The sequence below is a fragment of the Gardnerella sp. Marseille-Q9691 genome, from assembly GCF_046507715.1.
Classification (GTDB): domain Bacteria; phylum Actinomycetota; class Actinomycetes; order Actinomycetales; family Bifidobacteriaceae; genus Bifidobacterium; species Bifidobacterium greenwoodii.
The window spans coordinates 512,971-529,963 of record NZ_JBKFXI010000001.1 but is presented as its reverse complement, the minus strand read 5'-3'; the positions used below and the strand labels follow the sequence as shown (position 1 = coordinate 529,963).

Here is a 16,993-nt window from a genome sequence, read left to right as displayed (position 1 = left end):
AAGAAACGGGTAACTCGTGGCACAGACTACCAATGATATTAAGAATGGATCGGTTTTGAACCTTGACGGCCAGCTTTGGACCGTTGTTAAGTTCCAGCATGTGAAGCCAGGCAAGGGTCCTGCTTTTGTGCGCACCACCATTAAGAACGTGCTCTCGGGCAAGATTGTCGACAAGACTTTTAACGCCGGCATGAAGATGGAGTTCGAGACCGTTGATAACCGCACGTTGCAGTATTCCTACGAAGATGGCGACAACTTCGTATTCATGGATATGACCACTTACGACCAGGTTTATATTCCTAAGGTTTTGGTTGGCGATCAGAGCAAGTATTTGCTTGAAGGCACCGACTGCATCGTAAGCTTCCATGACGGCACTCCTTTGAGCGTTGAGCTTCCAGCTTCCGTAATTTTGACCATTACTCACACTGAGCCAGGCTTGCAGGGCAACCGTTCTAACGCTGGCACTAAGCCTGCAACCGTGGAAACCGGCGCTGAAATCCAGGTTCCACTCTTCGTAGGTGAAGGCGAAAAGGTGAAGGTTGACACTCGTGACGGCTCTTATCTTGGTCGTGAAAACTAAAGAATTAATTATCTAATTAAAATAATTAGTTATCTAATTAAATTAGATATTTATTTCTAAATAATTTTTATAGTGTGACCCGGTGGCGATTATTCGTTACTGGGTCGCGTAATTTTTTAATACTTTAAACAGAAGGGCGCTATTATGGCACGTTCCACCGCTCGTAAGAGGGCTTTGAATACGCTTTATGAGGCGGATGAAAAGAATCAGCCTATTCTTTCTTTGCTAGAGGAGCGCGTTAAAGAGCCTGGCGCTCAAACTCCGCTACCAGAGTACGCTGTTGAGATTGTTCGAGGCGTAGGAGAGCGACGCAACAGAATCGACAAGACGCTTAACCGTTATTCAACCGGCTGGAAAGTTGGAAGAATGGCTGTTATCGATCGCAATATTTTGCGCATTGCGGTGTGGGAAATGCTTCTTAACGAGGAAATTCCAGACAAGGTTGCAATTGACGAGGCGATTGCGCTCGCGAAAATGTATAGTGACGACGAAGCTATTGCGTTTATTCACGGACTTCTAAGCGCGATTATGGCAGATAAAGACGCTTGCTTGGCAAAGTTTAACGGCGAAGCGCAAGACTCTGTAGATGCGGCTGGCACTACTGAACCTGCTGCTGAGTAAGAAGCAATAACTTATCGCCGGCGCGTCGTCCGTCCGCCAACCTGAGTAAACTTGCCACGAATATCCTAAAGCCATAAGGGGGTTAAGGTGGATTATAACGACACCTTCGCCGGATTCGGCAGTGATGATGCAGTATTGGTGTTGGAGGATGGTCAGGTTTACGTTGGTAAGCCTTTTGGTGCGCAAGGTTCTACGCGCGCCGAGATTGTGTTCTCCACGGGCATGACTGGTTATCAAGAAACGTTAACTGATCCAAGTTATGATCAACAAATCGTAGTTCAAACATTCCCACACATAGGTAATACGGGAATGAACCACGAAGATCCTGAATCTAATCGCATTTGGGTTGCAGGTTACGTGGTTAAGGAGCCTAGCCCAGTAGTTAGCAATTGGCGAGCTGAAGGTTCTTTGGAAGACGATTTACAAAAGCAAGGTATCGTTGGCATTAGTGGTATTGATACTCGAAAGCTGGTACGTCATTTACGCTCGGTAGGCGTTATGCGTGCCGGCATTTTTTCTAATAGGGCCCTGGTTGATTCGTCAACCGGGGCTTTTCGTACCGTTGCTTCTTTCGTTGACGAAATTAAGCAGACTCCTCAAATGCAGGGCTTGCGTTTAACGGACGAAGTAAGCACTAAAGAAACTTACACGATTGAGCCTTGCGGTGATTTTGAAGGAAAAGATCCGCTTTACACGGTTGTAGCAGTCGACTTTGGTATTAAATCCATGACTCCTCACCGTTTGGCTGAGCGCGGCTGCCGCGTGCACGTTGTAAGCTCCTCAATCAGCTTTGAATCGCTGCAAGCGCTTAATGCAGACGGCGTATTCTTCTCGAATGGTCCTGGAGACCCTGGCCAAGCAAATCGCGAAGTTGAGCTTTTGCGCAAAGTTTTGGACGCAGGCTATCCGTTCTTTGGTATCTGCTTTGGAAACCAGCTGCTTGGTCGCGCTCTCGGCTTTGGCACTTACAAGCTGAAGTTTGGTCACCGCGGTATTAATCAGCCTGTGAAAGACGTTACAACCGGAAAAGTGGAAGTTACTGCTCACAATCACGGCTTTGCGGTGGACGCTCCTCTTGACGGCCCTGTTAAATCTCCTTACGAAAACGGCCACTTTGGTCGCGTAATGGTGTCGCATATTGACTTGAACGACAACGTTGTAGAAGGCTTACAATGCCTTGATATTCCAGCGTTCTCGGTGCAATATCATCCGGAAGCTGCAGCAGGCCCGCACGACGCTTCCTACCTGTTTGACCGCTTTGTGCAATTGATGCGCGAAAACGCTCGAAAAAGCAAGTAATACTCGAAAAAGCAAGTAAGATTTTAATATTTACGGAAAGAGAAGTTTACTATGCCAAAACGTACTGATATTAAGTCGGTTATGGTAATTGGTTCCGGCCCGATTGTTATTGGTCAGGCTGCAGAATTTGATTATTCGGGAACGCAGGCTTGCCGAGTTCTTCGCGAAGAAGGTATTCGCGTAATTTTGGTTAATTCAAACCCGGCTACGATTATGACGGACCCGGAGCTTGCTGACGCAACTTATATTGAGCCAATTGACACTTCGATTTTGGAGCGAATTATTGCAAAGGAGCGTCCGGATGCGCTTCTTCCAACGCTTGGTGGTCAAACTGCGCTTAATGCTGCAATGGATTTGGGTCGTGCAGGAATCCTCGAAAAATATAATGTTGAGCTTATTGGTGCTTCTTTGGAAGCAATCGACCGCGGCGAAGACCGTGAGCTTTTCAAAAAAGTCGTTGAAAAAGCTGGAGCGGAAAGCGCAAAATCCTTTATTGCTCACTCAATCGAAGAAGTAGACAAAATTGTTGAAACTTTAGGATACCCGGTAGTAGTACGCCCAAGCTTTACAATGGGCGGACTCGGCTCTGGTATTGCTCATAATGAGGAAGAGCTTCACCGCATTGCAGGAGCCGGCATTCACTATTCTCCAACAGACGAAGTGCTTATTGAAGAAGGCATTGAAGGCTGGAAAGAGTTTGAGCTTGAGCTTATGCGCGACGCAAAAGATAACGTCGTAGTTGTTTGCCCAATCGAAAACGTTGATCCTGTAGGCGTGCACACTGGCGACTCAATTACCGTTGCTCCATGCTTTACGCTTACAGACCGCGAATACCAGAAGATGCGCGATATTGGTATCGCTATTATTCGAGGCGTAGGCGTTGACACCGGCGGCTGCAATATTCAGTTCGCAATCAACCCTCAAACCGGTCGCATTATCGTAATTGAAATGAATCCGCGCGTATCTCGCTCTTCCGCGCTCGCATCTAAAGCAACCGGCTTCCCAATCGCAAAAATCGCAACGAAACTTGCTCTCGGCTACACTTTGGACGAAATTCAAAACGATATTACGCGTTCAACTCCTGCAAGCTTCGAGCCAACAATCGACTATGTTGTAACGAAGATTCCGCGCTTTGCTTTCGAAAAGTTCCCAGGAGCAGACACCACTCTTACAACTTCCATGAAGTCTGTTGGTGAAGCAATGGCTTTGGCTGGAAACTTCCAGGAATCCCTTGGAAAAGCAATGCGCTCAATCGACAAGCGTCACGCGTGCTTTAGCTGGGATGGTGAGCGTCCAAGTAAGGAAGAAGTAGTCAAGCTTCTTGAAGAAATGCACACTCCAACAGAGCACCGCTACTTGCAAATTCAGCGCGCGCTTTGGGGTGGTGCTACGCCGGAGCAGATTTTTGCAGCAACAAAAATCGACCCTTGGTTTGTTGAGCAGCTGGCTCAAATTAACGAAACTGCGCTCGCGGTTCGTGAAGCTGAAACTTTAACTCCTAAAGTTTTGAAGCGCGCTAAGCTTGCAGGCCTTTCAGACGTTCAAATTGCGCATTTGCGTAATCTTGGCGACGAAGGCGAAAACATGGTTCGTGAGCTTCGTTGGGCTTACGGCTTGCGTCCTGTTTACAAGACTGTTGACACTTGCGCAGCCGAGTTCGACGCAGCAACTCCGTACTACTATTCTTGCTACGCTGATGAAAGCGAGTTGAAGAAGCGCGATCGCGAAGCTGTGATTATTCTTGGCTCTGGTCCGAACCGAATCGGCCAGGGTATTGAGTTTGATTACACTTGCGTTCACGCTGTTCAGGAATTGGGCAAGGATTACGACACCATTATGGTTAATTGCAATCCTGAAACAGTTTCTACAGATTACGACATGTCTGACCGCCTTTACTTTGAGCCTCTTACTTTCGAAGACGTGCTTGAAATTTACGAGGCAGAAAAGAAGCTTGGTCCTGTTAAGGGCGTGATTGTGCAGCTTGGTGGCCAAACTCCACTTTCGCTTGCTGCTCGTCTTAAAGCTGCAGGAGTTCCAATTTTGGGAACAACTCCTGAAGCTATTGATTTGGCGGAAAACCGTGAGCTTTTCGGCGAGGTTCTTCGCCAAGAAGGCATGAACGCTCCTCGCTACGGCACAGCTTTGAGCCTTGAGGAAGCAAAAGATGCAGCTCACGCAATCGGCTACCCGGTTCTTGTGCGCCCAAGCTACGTGCTTGGCGGACGCGGAATGGAAATCGTGTACGATGATGCTCAGCTTGCAAAATATGTTGAGCGCGCTTTGGATGAGGCTCGTGCAGACACTGTTGTTTCTGGTCGCTTGCCTTCGCCGCTTTTGATTGATAAGTTCCTCCAGGACGCTATTGAAATCGACGTTGACGCGCTTTACGACGGCAACGAGCTTTATATTGGCGGCATTATGGAGCATGTTGAGGAAGCTGGCGTACACTCTGGCGACGCAGCTTGCACGCTTCCTCCAAGCACGCTTTCGGACGATCAAATTCGTCGTCTTCGTGAGGGTACGCTTTCGATTGCTCGCGGCTGCTCTGTTCGCGGTCTTATTAACGTTCAGTACGCTTTTATGGCAAATACTTTGTACGTAATTGAGGCAAATCCTCGAGCGTCTCGCACAGTTCCGTTTGCTTCTAAAGCTACGGGCGTTGCTCTTGCTAAAGCTGCTGCTCGAATTATGGCTGGCGAAACAATCGCCCAGCAGCGTAAGCGCGGACTTCTTCTTCCAAAGGGAGACGGTGGTGACATTCACCCAGGCCAGCAGGTTGCTATTAAAGCTTCTGTGCTGCCTTTCAAGCGTTTCCGCACTCCTGTTGGACGCACGGTTGATATTTTGCTCGGCCCAGAGATGCGTTCAACCGGCGAAGTTATGGGCTTCGACCGTGACTTCCCGCACGCTTTTGCTAAGAGTCAGCTTGCAGCATACAAGGGCGGTTTGCCAACCAGTGGCAACGTGTTTGTATCTGTAAGCGATGCAGATAAGCGTCAGCTTCCGCTTCTTGCAGTGCGCTTAGTAGAACTTGGTTTTACTATTTGGGCTACTGAAGGTACAGCTTCTGTGCTTCGACGCTACGGCATTGATTCTGTGATTGTAGACAAGCTTTCTAGTCGCGGCGACACGGCGAAAGATGTAACAAATGGTCAGGAAGCTCACGAAAGAATCGGCAAGAATGTTGTGGAGCTTATTGAGAATGGTAAGATTGATATGGTGCTTAATACACCGAATTCAAGAGGGTCTCGCACAGACGGTTACGCTATTCGCGCAGCAGCTGTTGCAGCAGACCTTCCGCAATTCACAACTATTACCGAATTTGCGCCAGTATTGATGGCTATTGAGGCCGTTAAGAACAACGATTATCAGGTGATGAGCATACAAGAGCATGCAAAGCAACTGTTTGCAATCGAAAAGGCAGAAAACGAAGAAAGTCGGGCTTAATACATGACCGAGAGCATACGTGATCAAGAATTACAAGCGCAGCGATCCGATTTTGGCTTGCGTTTGAAGAATGCTATGGCCAAGTATGGTCCTCTATGCGTTGGTATTGATCCTCATCGCAAAATGTTGCTTAATTGGGGATACAACATGGATGCTCTCGGCGCTGAACTGTTTTCAATGCGCATGCTTCAAGCCATGAACGGCAGGGCAGCGGCAGTAAAATTCCAGTCCAGCATGTTTGAGCGCTACGGTTCTAAAGGTTTCGCAGCGCTTGAACGCGTTCTTTACGCGGCTCGTCAAATGGACGTTATTACGATTGTTGACAGCGGCCATGGCGGATTGTCTACTACGATTTCTGCTCTTGCGGACGCATATTTTAAGCCGGACGCGCCTCTTCTTGCCGACGCTATTACGCTTCTTCCGTATTACGGCGCTAGATCTATGGGCGGCTTAATTAACGAAGCGCTTAATAACGGTCGCGGCGTTTTTATTGCGTCGCTAACTTCTAACCGCGAAGGCGCAAGCTTGCAAACTGCAATCCGCCAAAGTGGAACTTACCGCGGAACTACAGTAGCTCACGGAATTGCTCAAACTGCTCAAACTTTTAACAACAATACAAAGGGCATGGGTTCGGTTGGCTTGATTGTTGGCGCTACTATTGGCGACTGGATGAACGGCGGCGGAATTGACGTTGCAAGTTTTACCGGCCCAATTCTTTCCCCAGGCTACGGTTGGCAGGGTGCTGAAGCTAACGACTTAAAGCGTGTTTTTGCCGGTACGCATGGTAATGTGTTGGTAACTGTTTCTCGCTCTATTGCGTCTCATGGGCCAAGTATTGGCGAACTGTCTGCCGCAACAGAGCGAATAGCGTGGGATATTCGTCAGGCTCTTATTGATTCAGACGAACGTGCGTAATTGAGAGGTGAGGGAAATGTCTACCAAAGATGATTCGGCTGCTTCTGAGTCTTTACAGACTAAGCGTCGCCTAATCGTATTAACTGGTCCTACTGCAGCCGGTAAAGGTACGGTAGAAGGCATACTTCGCGAGAAGCATCCTCATATTTGGTTGTCTGTTTCTGCAACTACGCGCGCGCCTAGACCTGGTGAGTTTAACGGAATCCAATACTGGTTCTTGGATGAGGAAGAGTTTGAGCGTCGTAAACGCAATGGCGAATTTTTAGAAACTGCTCTTGTTCACGGAATGGCACATTACGGCACTTTGCTGCAGCCTGTTTTGGAACATCTTGAGCAGGATATTCCAACTTTGCTGGAAATTGATTTGCAAGGCGCTAGGCGAGTAAAGCAAGAGGCTTCTAGGCTTGGTTTGGAAGTTGTGTACGTGTTTATTGCGCCTCCAAGTTTTGAAGAGCTTAAGCGTCGTCTTATTGGCAGAGGCACTGAAACTCCTGAGCAGCAGGCAAAACGTTTGGAAACCGCAAAGGTTGAGATTGCTGCAGCCAGCGAGTTTGATGTTGTTATTGTGAACGACAATGCTGAGCGCGCGGCGGATGAACTTTGGAACGTTATTGCTCGCGAATACGAGCTGTAAATAGTTTATAAACAACTTATAAATAGTTCATAAATAAGTTATAAATAGAACTTAGCGCAATATCCAATCTATAGCCTATAATAGGCGTTTTGGAACTATTGTGGCACCATAGAATTTGGAGAATATTATGGCATTAGGCACTCAGCCAACACCTACGGGTCTTGCGAATCCACCAATTGATGATCTTATGCAACATGCGGATTCCAAGTATGCGCTTGCCTTATTTGCTGCAAAACGAGCACGTCAAATTAATTCTTATTTCACGCAGCTTAATGAAGGTTTGCTTCAAAATGTTGGTCCATTAGTTGAGTATCAAAATCAAGAAAAACCTTTGTCTATTGCTTTCCGTGAGATTAATAGAGGCTTGCTTGAAGAGACGCTTGGTGAAGACGATTTAAGCGAAGGCAATTAATTTATTTATTAATCGATTAAGTGATTGATTGATTGATAAAGCTTATACTTATTGCTTTAGCGTCTTTTTATGCGCATAATCGCAGTCGTATCATCTGTGCTTGAAACTCGGATGTGCGGCTGCGTTTTTCACTTTACGAGTATTTGTATTGGAGGGGATTGTGGAAGAACTTAAGTTAATTTCTGCAGAATCTGTTACTGAAGGTCATCCGGATAAGTTGTGCGATCAGATTGCTGACGCTATTTTGGACGATATGCTTCGTCAAGATCCTCACGCTCACGTTGCCGTAGAAGTTTGCGCTTCTGTAGGCCAATTTGTGGTGTTTGGTGAAGTTAGAGGAGAAGTTTATAGCGATATTCCAGGAATTTTGCGCTCTGTGGTTCGTAATGTTGGGTATACGAGTTCCACTATTGGTCTTGACGCTGATTCTTGCGGAGTGATGGTTTCTTTAACTGAGCAGAGTGATGAAATCAATCAAGGCGTTACTCGTTTGGATGCAAATAGCGAAAGTGCTGCTTCTCGCGAGGAGCGTTATGCTGCTCAAGGTGCTGGAGATCAAGGTGTTATGTTTGGCTACGCAAGTGACGAAACTGACACTTTAATGCCGCTTCCAATTTATCTTGCTCACCGTTTAGCGCAAAGGCTTTCTAAAGTTCGCAAAGACGGTATTGTGCCGCATTTGCGTCCAGATGGGAAAACTCAGGTTACTATTGAGTACGATTCCAAAGGCACGCCTAAGCGTTTGGATACTGTTTTAATTTCCACGCAGCACGATTCTGAAGTTTCCAGCGATTGGCTTAAGTTACAGCTTGTTGAGCATGTTGTTAAGCCTGTGTTGGACGAAGTTCTTGCTCAAAAAGTTGCGCACGATTCATACCGTATGCTTGTGAACCCTACTGGCTCTTTTGTTTTGGGCGGTCCTGCTGCAGATTCTGGTTTGACTGGTCGAAAAATTATTGTTGACACTTACGGCGGTGCGGCTCATCATGGCGGCGGAGCATTTTCTGGAAAAGATCCAAGTAAAGTTGATCGTTCCGCAGCTTATGCAGCGCGTTGGGTTGCTAAGAATATTGTTGCAGCTGGTCTTGCCCATAGGGCAGAAGTGCAGGTTGCTTACGCTATTGGTATTGCTGATCCTGTAAGCGTAAACGTTGAGACTTTTGGTACTGAAGCTGACGGTATTACGCGTGCTGATATTGCTCGCGCTGTTCGTGAAGTATTCGATTTGCGCCCGGCTGCAATTATTGACGAGCTTAATTTGCTTCGCCCAATTTACGCTAAAACCGCGGCTTATGGCCACTTTGGTCGCACAGATGTTAAGTTCCCTTGGGAAGAAACGAATAGAACTGATCAGCTTCTAGCCGCATTAAATCTTAAGTAGAATCTTAAGTAGAATTTAATTTAGAATCTTAATTAGAATCTAATTTAGAATCTAAAAAGCTAAAAGTACGAGCTAAAAGTAGAAGCTAAAATGGCAGAGCAACCTTCGTTAGACGGATTCGCGCGTAAAACTAAACGCAAGCGTAATGCTGTTTCGCGCGTTCCTGCAGACGATTGTGCTATTGCTCACGTAATGTTAGATGTTCAAGCTTCACATTTAGGTCGTACTTTTGACTATTTAGTATCCAAGGATCAAGATGATGCTGCTCAACCGGGAGCTTTCGTGCGCGTACGTTTTGGTGCGCAAAGGCTTACAGGCGTTATTTGGTCTCGTTCTTCTAATAGCGATACTCCTTCTTCTGCTTTGCGATTTTTAGAGCGTGTGTTTCCTTCAGATGTGCTGATTTCTAAGTCTTTGCGCGAAGATATTGACGCTATTGCAAAAGCTTATGGTGGAACTAGCGCGAATATTCTTCGCCTTGCTGTGCCTCAAAGAGTTGCAAGAGTTGAGCATGAGGAAGTTTTTGATAGCATACGTTTGCATCGCAGAAAAGATTGGTGCATAAATCTTAAAAAGCGTTTGGAAAGCAATAATAAAGCCTATAAATCTAATGAAGCTAATGAAGCGGATGAAGCTGATTCTTCCATCGCTACTTTCGCTAGAATGATTGAATCTTACGAAAATGCGGATATTTTGCATGATGCTTTAGTTAAAAAAGCTAGTAACGCGGATTTTGACTGCGAAAAAATCGAGAATAATAATGCTAAAACTAACGCTAAATCTGATGCTAAATCTTTTGTAGTTGACGCACCTGCCGGCTCTTTAAGAATGGCTCAAGATTTAGCTTGGATGATTGTAACGGCTGTAAGTCAAGGAAAGCAAGCTGTTGCCGTTTTGCCAACGCTTAGGGAAGTAAATGACGTTATGCGCGCGCTTATGGCTTACGGATTAAAACCTTATAAGCGTGTTAGTGAAAATCACCGTGGTTTTTCTGCCGGCGGCTTTGATGGAGATGTTGCGCGTCTTTGCGCGGCGGATGCTCCGGCTGACCGTTATAGAGCTTGGCGTGCTGTAGCTTCCGGAATAGTTCCTTGCGTGCTTGGAACGCGCGCTGCAATGTATGCTCCGGTTGAGGGGGATGCTTTATTCGCTATTGTTGAAGATACCGCATACCAGTATGCGGACGGAATGATGCCTTACGCTCAAGCTCGTGGAGTTATGCGACTTCGCGCAAAAAAGCACGGTGGCGTTTTTGTGGCAATGTCGTATTCCAGAAGCGCGTTAAGTCAAAGCGAAGTAGATTCGTATTCTTCCAATACGCAAGTTGCAAAAAAAGTAAGTGGAAGTAGCGTTCCTGTAACAGTGCGCAAAGAATTGCGCGAAAAAATAGTTCCGTGGGTTCGCTGGCTTAATCGAGAAACTTTGTCAAAACTTGCTGACCCAAGCATTGGAGCTAGAATACCGCATACCGCTGTAAGAGCAATAAACGAGGCTCTTGCAGACGGAAATCCTGTGCTGCTTTCTATTGCTCAAGATGGTGCTACTCAGTCTGCAATGTGCTCTTCTTGCCTTCATCAGGCGCGTTGTAGGCGTTGCACTGGTCCTTTGGATATTAGCGATGGTATTAAATCGCTTCGATGCTTATGGTGTGGTGCAAGCGCAGTCAATTGGTCTTGTGCTAATTGCGGAAGCACTAATTTGCGTGCTATACGCGTAGGTGCTGCAGGTATTGCGCAAGAAGTGTCAAAACTGTTTAGAAACGTGCCTATTTTGCTTTCTTCGCCGCATCAGCCGAACGGAATTATTCATAGCATAGATAAAAAGCCTGTAATTGTTGTGGCAACTTCCGGCGCAGAGCCGCGCGTTCAATCTCAAAACGGCATGCAAAGCGGCTCGTATGGCGTTGTGGCAATACTAGACACATGGGTGAGCTTGTATGCCTCGGGGCTCGATTCCAGAATTGACACACTTACCGCTTGGATGAAAGCTGCAAGCTTGTGCGCTCCTAGAACTCGCGGTGGAAGCGTGCTTTTGATTGGCGAAACGTACCCAATTTTGGCTAGAGCGCTTACTTTGTGGGACACAACGCAACTTTCGCTAAACGAGCTTTCGGAGCGCAAACAGGCTATTTTGCCGCCATTTGTGACTGCAGCATGCGTGTGGGGAGAGCGCGATGCTGTTATGCGCGCGCTTGAAAATATTGGGGCAATGAAGGAAAATCTTGGGTGCGAAATTAGTCAAGATGCTGATTTTTCAACGATTTCTCCATTATTAGGCATTGTTCCAATGCATCCTCCTGTTACAGACAGATACCAGCATTTTGACGATATTTACGACCGTGTAAAAGCTGTAGTAAGAGTTCCGCTTTATTTAAGACAAGAATTAGTGAACCGATTACACAAGGAAGTGGCGAATCACGTGGCAAAGCGTGCTGCAGGGGAGTTGCGTTTTTGTGTTGATCCCAAAGATTTATTAGCGTACTGAGAGGTGATTATGCCAAAAATATATCATTGCGCAGTTTTAGGAGATCCTATTTCGCACTCGCTATCTCCCGTATTGCACAACGCTGCTTATAAAGCTTTAGGACTTACAAATTGGCAATACAGCAAAGAAAAGGTAAGCGAAGCTGAGCTAGCTGATTTTATATCTAATCTTGACGATTCTTGGAAAGGCTTAAGCCTTACAATGCCGCTTAAAAAAACCGTAATGAAACTCGGCACTCCTTGCGACTACTGGTCTAAAGTGCTTAACGTAGCAAACACGGCGATTTTTACCAGCAATCCAGCAACCGCCTCGCCTTCACAAATTGAACTGTGCAATACGGACGTGAGCGGCATAATTATGGCTTTTATTGTAGCGTTGCATGAGAGAATAAGCGGCGTGAAAAAGGCTGTTATTATTGGCAGCGGCAACACGGCATCTTCAGCAATGGCGGCACTTATAGAAATCGCGCAAGCCTCAAAACTTGAGCAGGTAAAAGTTGTTGCTAGAACTGAAAATGACGGTAGCGTAAAAGGTGTAGAGCGTTTTAATAATCTTCTGCGCGCGTATTGCGCTGATTCTCCAAATAGCAGAAGCATAGAGCCGTGCTTAGAAAGTAGCGAAAATGAAAGTAGTGAAAAGAAAAGCAATGAAACCGACGCAAATTACGAATCGGTTATAGGGATTGAGTTTCCAAAAATTAGCGAAGAAATATTAAAATGTGACGAATCTCTCATTTTGCAATCTTTAAGTTCCTTAGACGCAATTCGCGCAATTGCAGAAGCAGATATTGTAATAAGCACCGTTCCTGCGCACGTTGCAGACGGCTTGGCAATAGCACTAAAAGCATACTGCAAAAATAGGCGCGTAAAAAGCCTAGGAACACTGCTTGACGTAGTGTACGATCCTCGCCCAAGCATGCTTCTTAGCGCGTGGAGGCAATACGGATTGGGGATTGGCGGCGAAGAAATGCTTTTGTATCAAGCTTTAGAGCAAGTAAAGCTTATGACGTTTGAGTACAGAAATTCTAAAGAAGAAGCTGAAGTAAAAGCTGAAGTAAAATCTGAAGTAATCGCGGAAAATATTTCTAATAATGATTCTGACAAGACCGAAGATTACGATAATTCTAAAGATCCTAAAGATTTAATTGATTGCATGCGAAAAGCATTACAGGAGGCATTATGAGCGCCGAAAATCAAGCTGATGCGAAAAGCGATATGCAAAATAGCGCGCAAAATATCTCGCAAGATTGTGCGCAAAATAGCTCGCAAAATAGCGCGAATCAAGAATTAGACGCAAATGCTCACGGCGCAATCAACATGCAATTAGCAGACGGTTTTGAAGTTATGCTAATCACCGGCATGAGCGGAGCTGGGCGCTCGCACGCGGCTAACGCGTTGGAAGACATGGGTTGGTACGTTATTGATAATCTCCCTCCAAAACTGCTCATACCTCTGGTAGATATGATGACGTCATCCGGATCAAAAGTGCATAAGCTTGCTGCTGTTATTGACGTGCGCTCTAGAGGATATTTCGACGACCTGTTTGCGGTTCTTGCGCATATTGACGAGCTTGGCGTAAAAACGCGAATCTTGTTCTTAGACGCTTCAGACTCCGTGCTTATTAAACGCTACGAGTCCGTTAGAAGGCCTCATCCTTTGCAGCGCGGCGGAAGACTTATTGACGGCATTTTAGAAGAGCGAGAGTTGCTCAGCCATTTGAAAGATTGCGCGGATATTATTATCGATACTTCAACTCTTAGTATTCATCAACTTTCAACCAAGCTTTACGAAGGTCTACTTGGCAAAGGCTCTTCCACTGTGGCCGTGCACATTTTCAGCTTTGGCTTTAAGTACGGCATGCCAATGGACGCTGATTTTGTGGTTGATATGCGATTTTTGCCTAACCCATTCTGGGTTCCGGCTCTTCGTGATTTAACTGGAAAAGACAAAGCTGTAAGCGATTACGTGCTTTCTAATCCTGCAGCAGTCGCTTTTTTGGACTCTTACGAAAAGGCGCTGCTTACCGCTATCGACGGTTTTGCTAAAGAAGATAAGCATTACGTTACGATTGCAGTAGGCTGCACAGGCGGGCAGCATCGCTCAGTTGCTACAAGCATTGAGCTTGCAAGACGCTTGCGATTGCACGGTTTGCAGGTTACGGTATCTGCACGCGAATTGCAGCGCAGGTAGTAGGTAATAAAGTAAGTAATAAAACAAGTAATTTAGTAAACGCAAAAATTTTGTGCTAAAAGTATATGCAAACGTGTGCAAATAACGCTAAAATGTCCAACGTATTCTGTATCACAGAAAGCCGGGCATGTCGTGTTCAAACGCATCATGCGAGTATCCAACAGCACGCATATTTTAAGAAGAACAAAAGTAGGAGGTTGTCCCTTGGCTCTTCTTGACGACGTCAAAAATGAACTCGTTTCCAACAACAATGAGCTCCCGACGGTCATTATGGCTCAAGCGGCAGCTATGATGCGCTTTGCTGGCGGTTTAAGGCCAGTAAATAACCAAGCTGTGATTCGCGCTCAGTTTGACTCTCAGCGTTCCGCACAGTGGCTTGTAGAGGTCTTAAAGACGCACTTCCAGCGCGAGGCGACCATTTCGCAGGTTTCGCGTCAGACTCCAACTGGTACTGTTCTTCGTTACGACGTAGTTGTTGATCACGGTGCTGCAGCATTAGCACTACAATCTGGTTTACTTGACCGTCGCATGCGCATTGTTGCAGGCCTTGCCCCAGAAATTATCGGCGGAAGTATCGCTCAAATTAAGGCAGCATGGCGTGGTGCATTCCTAGCTCATGGCGCAATTTCCGATCCTGGCAAAGCAAGCTACTTGGAAGTCGTGTGCCCAACTCACGAAGCTGCAAACGCTTTGCAAACTATGGCAGCTCGCTTAGGTATTACAGCTAAAGCTCGCCAAGTGCGCAGTTCCGAGCGTGTAACCTTGCGCGATTCCGACGCAATCGAACGCATGCTGAACTTAATCGGAGCTCCTCGCTCTGCTCGCGAATGGACAGGCAAGCGCTCAGACGGTGAAGCCCGCGGAAAAGCTAATCGTCTTGCAAACTTTGACGATGCAAATATGCGACGTAGCGCAAAAGCTGCTGCCGAAGCTTGCGAAAAAGTTCGTCACGCATTCGACATTTTGGGCGACGATATTCCAGATAATTTGCTGATGGCTGGAAAGCTTCGCTTGGAGCACAGTGACGCAAGCTTGGAAGAGCTTGGTCATTTGGCTGATCCTCCAATTACGAAGGATGCTATTGCAGGACGAATTCGTAGACTTTTGCAGCTTTCGGCGAAGGTTGAGAAGTTGCGCATGCAGCAGCTTTAATTTTGATTTTGCTTGGTCTGTGTGCGTAACTGTTTTGCTTGTGATGTTCTTGAGTTACGTCTATGAGTTTTGACTGACGTTCTTGTTCTTTTGCTTTGACGAGACTAGAAAATTTGTGTTTGCGTGCGTCCCGTCCTTCGGGCGCTCTGGCTGCCAAAAGAGTTTAGTGTGTTCGCCTTTCTTCAAGAATGTAGCTTCTCAGTCCTCTTTTAGCACTGAACACAATTTTTCCAGCCTCTCAACACACTAAACCGCAACACAAAACTCATAGACTCGTGCAGAAAGTTACGCAAAGTGCATGGTTTACTAAGTGCAACTAGAGTAGCGAAATTAAGCTGCGGGTGGTTTTGAGGTTGGGAAATTATTCTTGGCGTGGCGTGTGCGGCAGCAATAATGCTAGTGCCGCTAATCAATAGGAATAAATGCTCTCAGAAGCATTGATGCAAAGCTGCGTGGCTCATAGGGGATTGTTGAAGACTTGCGGTATAATTGCACACGGCATTGAGTTAATGTTTAGGCTGATTTTAAGTCTTTTTGAACGCATTAAGCCAGTATGGTAAGCCAATAGATCTGGAAAGGATACCAATGAAGACACTGAAAGATTTGGGAGATTTGAGCGGCAAGCGCGTTTTGGTTCGCGCAGATTTTAACGTTCCTCTCAAGGGTACTACGATTACCGATGATGGTCGTATTCGTGCTGCTTTGCCAACAATTAAGGCTTTGCGCGAGCAGGGTGCGAAGGTGATTTTGATGGCTCACCTTGGTCGTCCAAAGGGTCAGGTTGTTCCAGAGCTTTCTTTGGCTCCAGTTGCAGCTCGTTTAGGTGAGCTTCTCGGCGTGAAAGTTGCTTTGGCTGCAGACACCTACGGTGAGGATGCACAAGCTAAGGTTGCCGCAATGAACAACGGTGACGTTGTTTTGCTTGAAAACGTGCGCTTTAACGCAGAAGAAACCAGCAAGGATGCTTCCGAGCGCGCAGCTTACGCTAAGAAGATTGCGGCTCTTGGTGACGTATTTGTTTCCGACGGTTTCGGTGTTGTTCACCGCGCTCAGGGCTCTAACTACGATGTTGCTGCAGATCTTCCAGCAGCTGCCGGCTTGCTTGTTGAAAAGGAAGTTAAGGCACTTTCTCGTGCAACCGAAAATCCAGAGCGTCCTTTGACTGTTGTTCTCGGCGGCTCCAAGGTTTCCGACAAGCTTGGCGTTATTGAAAACTTGCTTTCTAAGGCTGATCGTCTTGTTATTGGTGGCGGCATGGTGTTCACCTTCCTCAAGGCTTTGGGTCACGAAGTTGGTACTTCCTTGCTTGAGGAAGATCAGCTCGAAAAAGTTAAGGGCTACATTGAAACCGCTAAGAAGAACGGCGTTGAGCTTGTTCTTCCAACCGATATTGTTGTGAACGCTGGCTTCCCAGCAGGAGATACTCCTGTTGCTCCAGAAGTTGTTCCAGCTGACGCTATTCCAGCGGACAAGATGGGCTTGGATATTGGCCCTGATTCTCAGAAGCTTTTCCACGACAAGATTGTCGATTCCAAGACTGTTGTGTGGAACGGTCCTATGGGTGTGTTTGAAGTTCCAGAGTTTGCTGCTGGCACTCGTGCTGTAGCTCAGGGCTTGGTTGACGCAACTAAGAACGGTACTTTCACCATTGTTGGCGGCGGCGATTCTGCTTCCGCAGTGCGTAATCTTGGCTTTGCGGAAGATGGCTTCTCACACATCTCCACTGGTGGTGGCGCTTCCCTCGAGTTCTTGGAAGGCAAGACTCTTCCAGGCTTGAGCGTGCTTGAGTAAATAAGCTTTACGCAAGTCGTAAATAAATTTTACGCAAGTCGTAAGTAAACTAAATGTTTTCAATTATGCCGGCTTTCGATTTTATGAA

General features: G+C 46.5%; 13 protein-coding genes. All 13 read left to right on the top strand.

Going from position 1 to position 16,993, the window contains the following annotated elements; all coding sequences use genetic code 11:
• The first annotated feature begins 16 nt into the window (after nt 1-16).
• On the top strand, nt 17-580 hold the full coding sequence (gene efp / locus ACLD6A_RS02160; RefSeq protein ID WP_116794106.1) for an elongation factor P: 564 nt from the start codon (nt 17-19) through the stop codon (nt 578-580).
• Between the two features lie 144 nt (nt 581-724).
• Nucleotides 725-1,201 carry a transcription antitermination factor NusB gene (nusB, locus tag ACLD6A_RS02155; RefSeq protein ID WP_410313446.1) on the top strand — a complete coding sequence of 159 codons (477 nt, stop codon included), beginning with the start codon at nt 725-727 and terminating at the stop codon, nt 1,199-1,201.
• A gap of 87 nt (nt 1,202-1,288) precedes the next feature.
• Nucleotides 1,289-2,500 (top strand): glutamine-hydrolyzing carbamoyl-phosphate synthase small subunit, encoded by a 1,212-nt coding sequence (gene carA / locus ACLD6A_RS02150; protein WP_102694672.1) that lies wholly within the window; start codon nt 1,289-1,291, stop codon nt 2,498-2,500.
• A gap of 51 nt (nt 2,501-2,551) precedes the next feature.
• Entirely contained in the window at nt 2,552-5,947 is a 3,396-nt protein-coding gene (gene carB, locus ACLD6A_RS02145; RefSeq protein WP_410313445.1) for a carbamoyl-phosphate synthase large subunit, read from the top strand.
• Nucleotides 5,948-5,950: 3 nt separating this feature from the next.
• Nucleotides 5,951-6,862 carry an orotidine-5'-phosphate decarboxylase gene (pyrF, locus tag ACLD6A_RS02140; protein WP_410313444.1) on the top strand — a complete coding sequence of 304 codons (912 nt, stop codon included), beginning with the start codon at nt 5,951-5,953 and terminating at the stop codon, nt 6,860-6,862.
• Between the two features lie 16 nt (nt 6,863-6,878).
• Nucleotides 6,879-7,496, top strand: a complete 618-nt coding sequence (gmk, locus tag ACLD6A_RS02135; RefSeq protein WP_246905412.1) for a guanylate kinase — start codon at nt 6,879-6,881, stop codon at nt 7,494-7,496.
• Between the two features lie 127 nt (nt 7,497-7,623).
• On the top strand, nt 7,624-7,908 hold the full coding sequence (rpoZ, locus tag ACLD6A_RS02130) for a DNA-directed RNA polymerase subunit omega (protein ID WP_004127189.1): 285 nt from the start codon (nt 7,624-7,626) through the stop codon (nt 7,906-7,908).
• 160 nt (nt 7,909-8,068) lie between these two features.
• Entirely contained in the window at nt 8,069-9,289 is a 1,221-nt protein-coding gene (gene metK, locus ACLD6A_RS02125; protein WP_410313443.1) for a methionine adenosyltransferase, read from the top strand.
• A 90-nt stretch (nt 9,290-9,379) separates the two neighbouring features.
• Nucleotides 9,380-11,773, top strand: coding sequence for a primosomal protein N' (locus ACLD6A_RS02120; protein ID WP_410313442.1), 2,394 nt, complete (start codon nt 9,380-9,382; stop codon nt 11,771-11,773).
• A gap of 9 nt (nt 11,774-11,782) precedes the next feature.
• Entirely contained in the window at nt 11,783-12,955 is a 1,173-nt protein-coding gene (locus tag ACLD6A_RS02115; protein WP_410313441.1) for a shikimate dehydrogenase family protein, read from the top strand.
• 134 nt (nt 12,956-13,089) lie between these two features.
• Nucleotides 13,090-13,962, top strand: coding sequence for an RNase adapter RapZ (gene rapZ / locus ACLD6A_RS02110; RefSeq protein ID WP_050543669.1), 873 nt, complete (start codon nt 13,090-13,092; stop codon nt 13,960-13,962).
• 204 nt (nt 13,963-14,166) lie between these two features.
• Nucleotides 14,167-15,114 carry a DNA-binding protein WhiA gene (whiA, locus tag ACLD6A_RS02105; RefSeq protein ID WP_410313440.1) on the top strand — a complete coding sequence of 316 codons (948 nt, stop codon included), beginning with the start codon at nt 14,167-14,169 and terminating at the stop codon, nt 15,112-15,114.
• 585 nt (nt 15,115-15,699) lie between these two features.
• The gene (locus ACLD6A_RS02100) at nt 15,700-16,905 is read left to right on the top strand and encodes a phosphoglycerate kinase (RefSeq protein ID WP_308582693.1); all 1,206 of its coding nucleotides are present in this window, start codon (nt 15,700-15,702) and stop codon (nt 16,903-16,905) included.
• Nucleotides 16,906-16,993 lie beyond the last annotated feature (88 nt).

What these genes read in the sequence shown, in the direction of transcription:
- nusB (WP_410313446.1), top strand. Translation starts at nt 725, where the DNA reads ATGGCACGTTCCACCGCTCGTAAGAGGGCTTTGAATACGCTTTATGAG.
- carB (WP_410313445.1), top strand. Translation starts at nt 2,552, where the DNA reads ATGCCAAAACGTACTGATATTAAGTCGGTTATGGTAATTGGTTCCGGC.
- pyrF (WP_410313444.1), top strand. Translation starts at nt 5,951, where the DNA reads ATGACCGAGAGCATACGTGATCAAGAATTACAAGCGCAGCGATCCGAT.
- gmk (WP_246905412.1), top strand. Translation starts at nt 6,879, where the DNA reads ATGTCTACCAAAGATGATTCGGCTGCTTCTGAGTCTTTACAGACTAAG.
- rpoZ (WP_004127189.1), top strand. Translation starts at nt 7,624, where the DNA reads ATGGCATTAGGCACTCAGCCAACACCTACGGGTCTTGCGAATCCACCA.
- ACLD6A_RS02120 (WP_410313442.1), top strand. Translation starts at nt 9,380, where the DNA reads ATGGCAGAGCAACCTTCGTTAGACGGATTCGCGCGTAAAACTAAACGC.
- ACLD6A_RS02115 (WP_410313441.1), top strand. Translation starts at nt 11,783, where the DNA reads ATGCCAAAAATATATCATTGCGCAGTTTTAGGAGATCCTATTTCGCAC.
- rapZ (WP_050543669.1), top strand. Translation starts at nt 13,090, where the DNA reads ATGCAATTAGCAGACGGTTTTGAAGTTATGCTAATCACCGGCATGAGC.
- ACLD6A_RS02100 (WP_308582693.1), top strand. Translation starts at nt 15,700, where the DNA reads ATGAAGACACTGAAAGATTTGGGAGATTTGAGCGGCAAGCGCGTTTTG.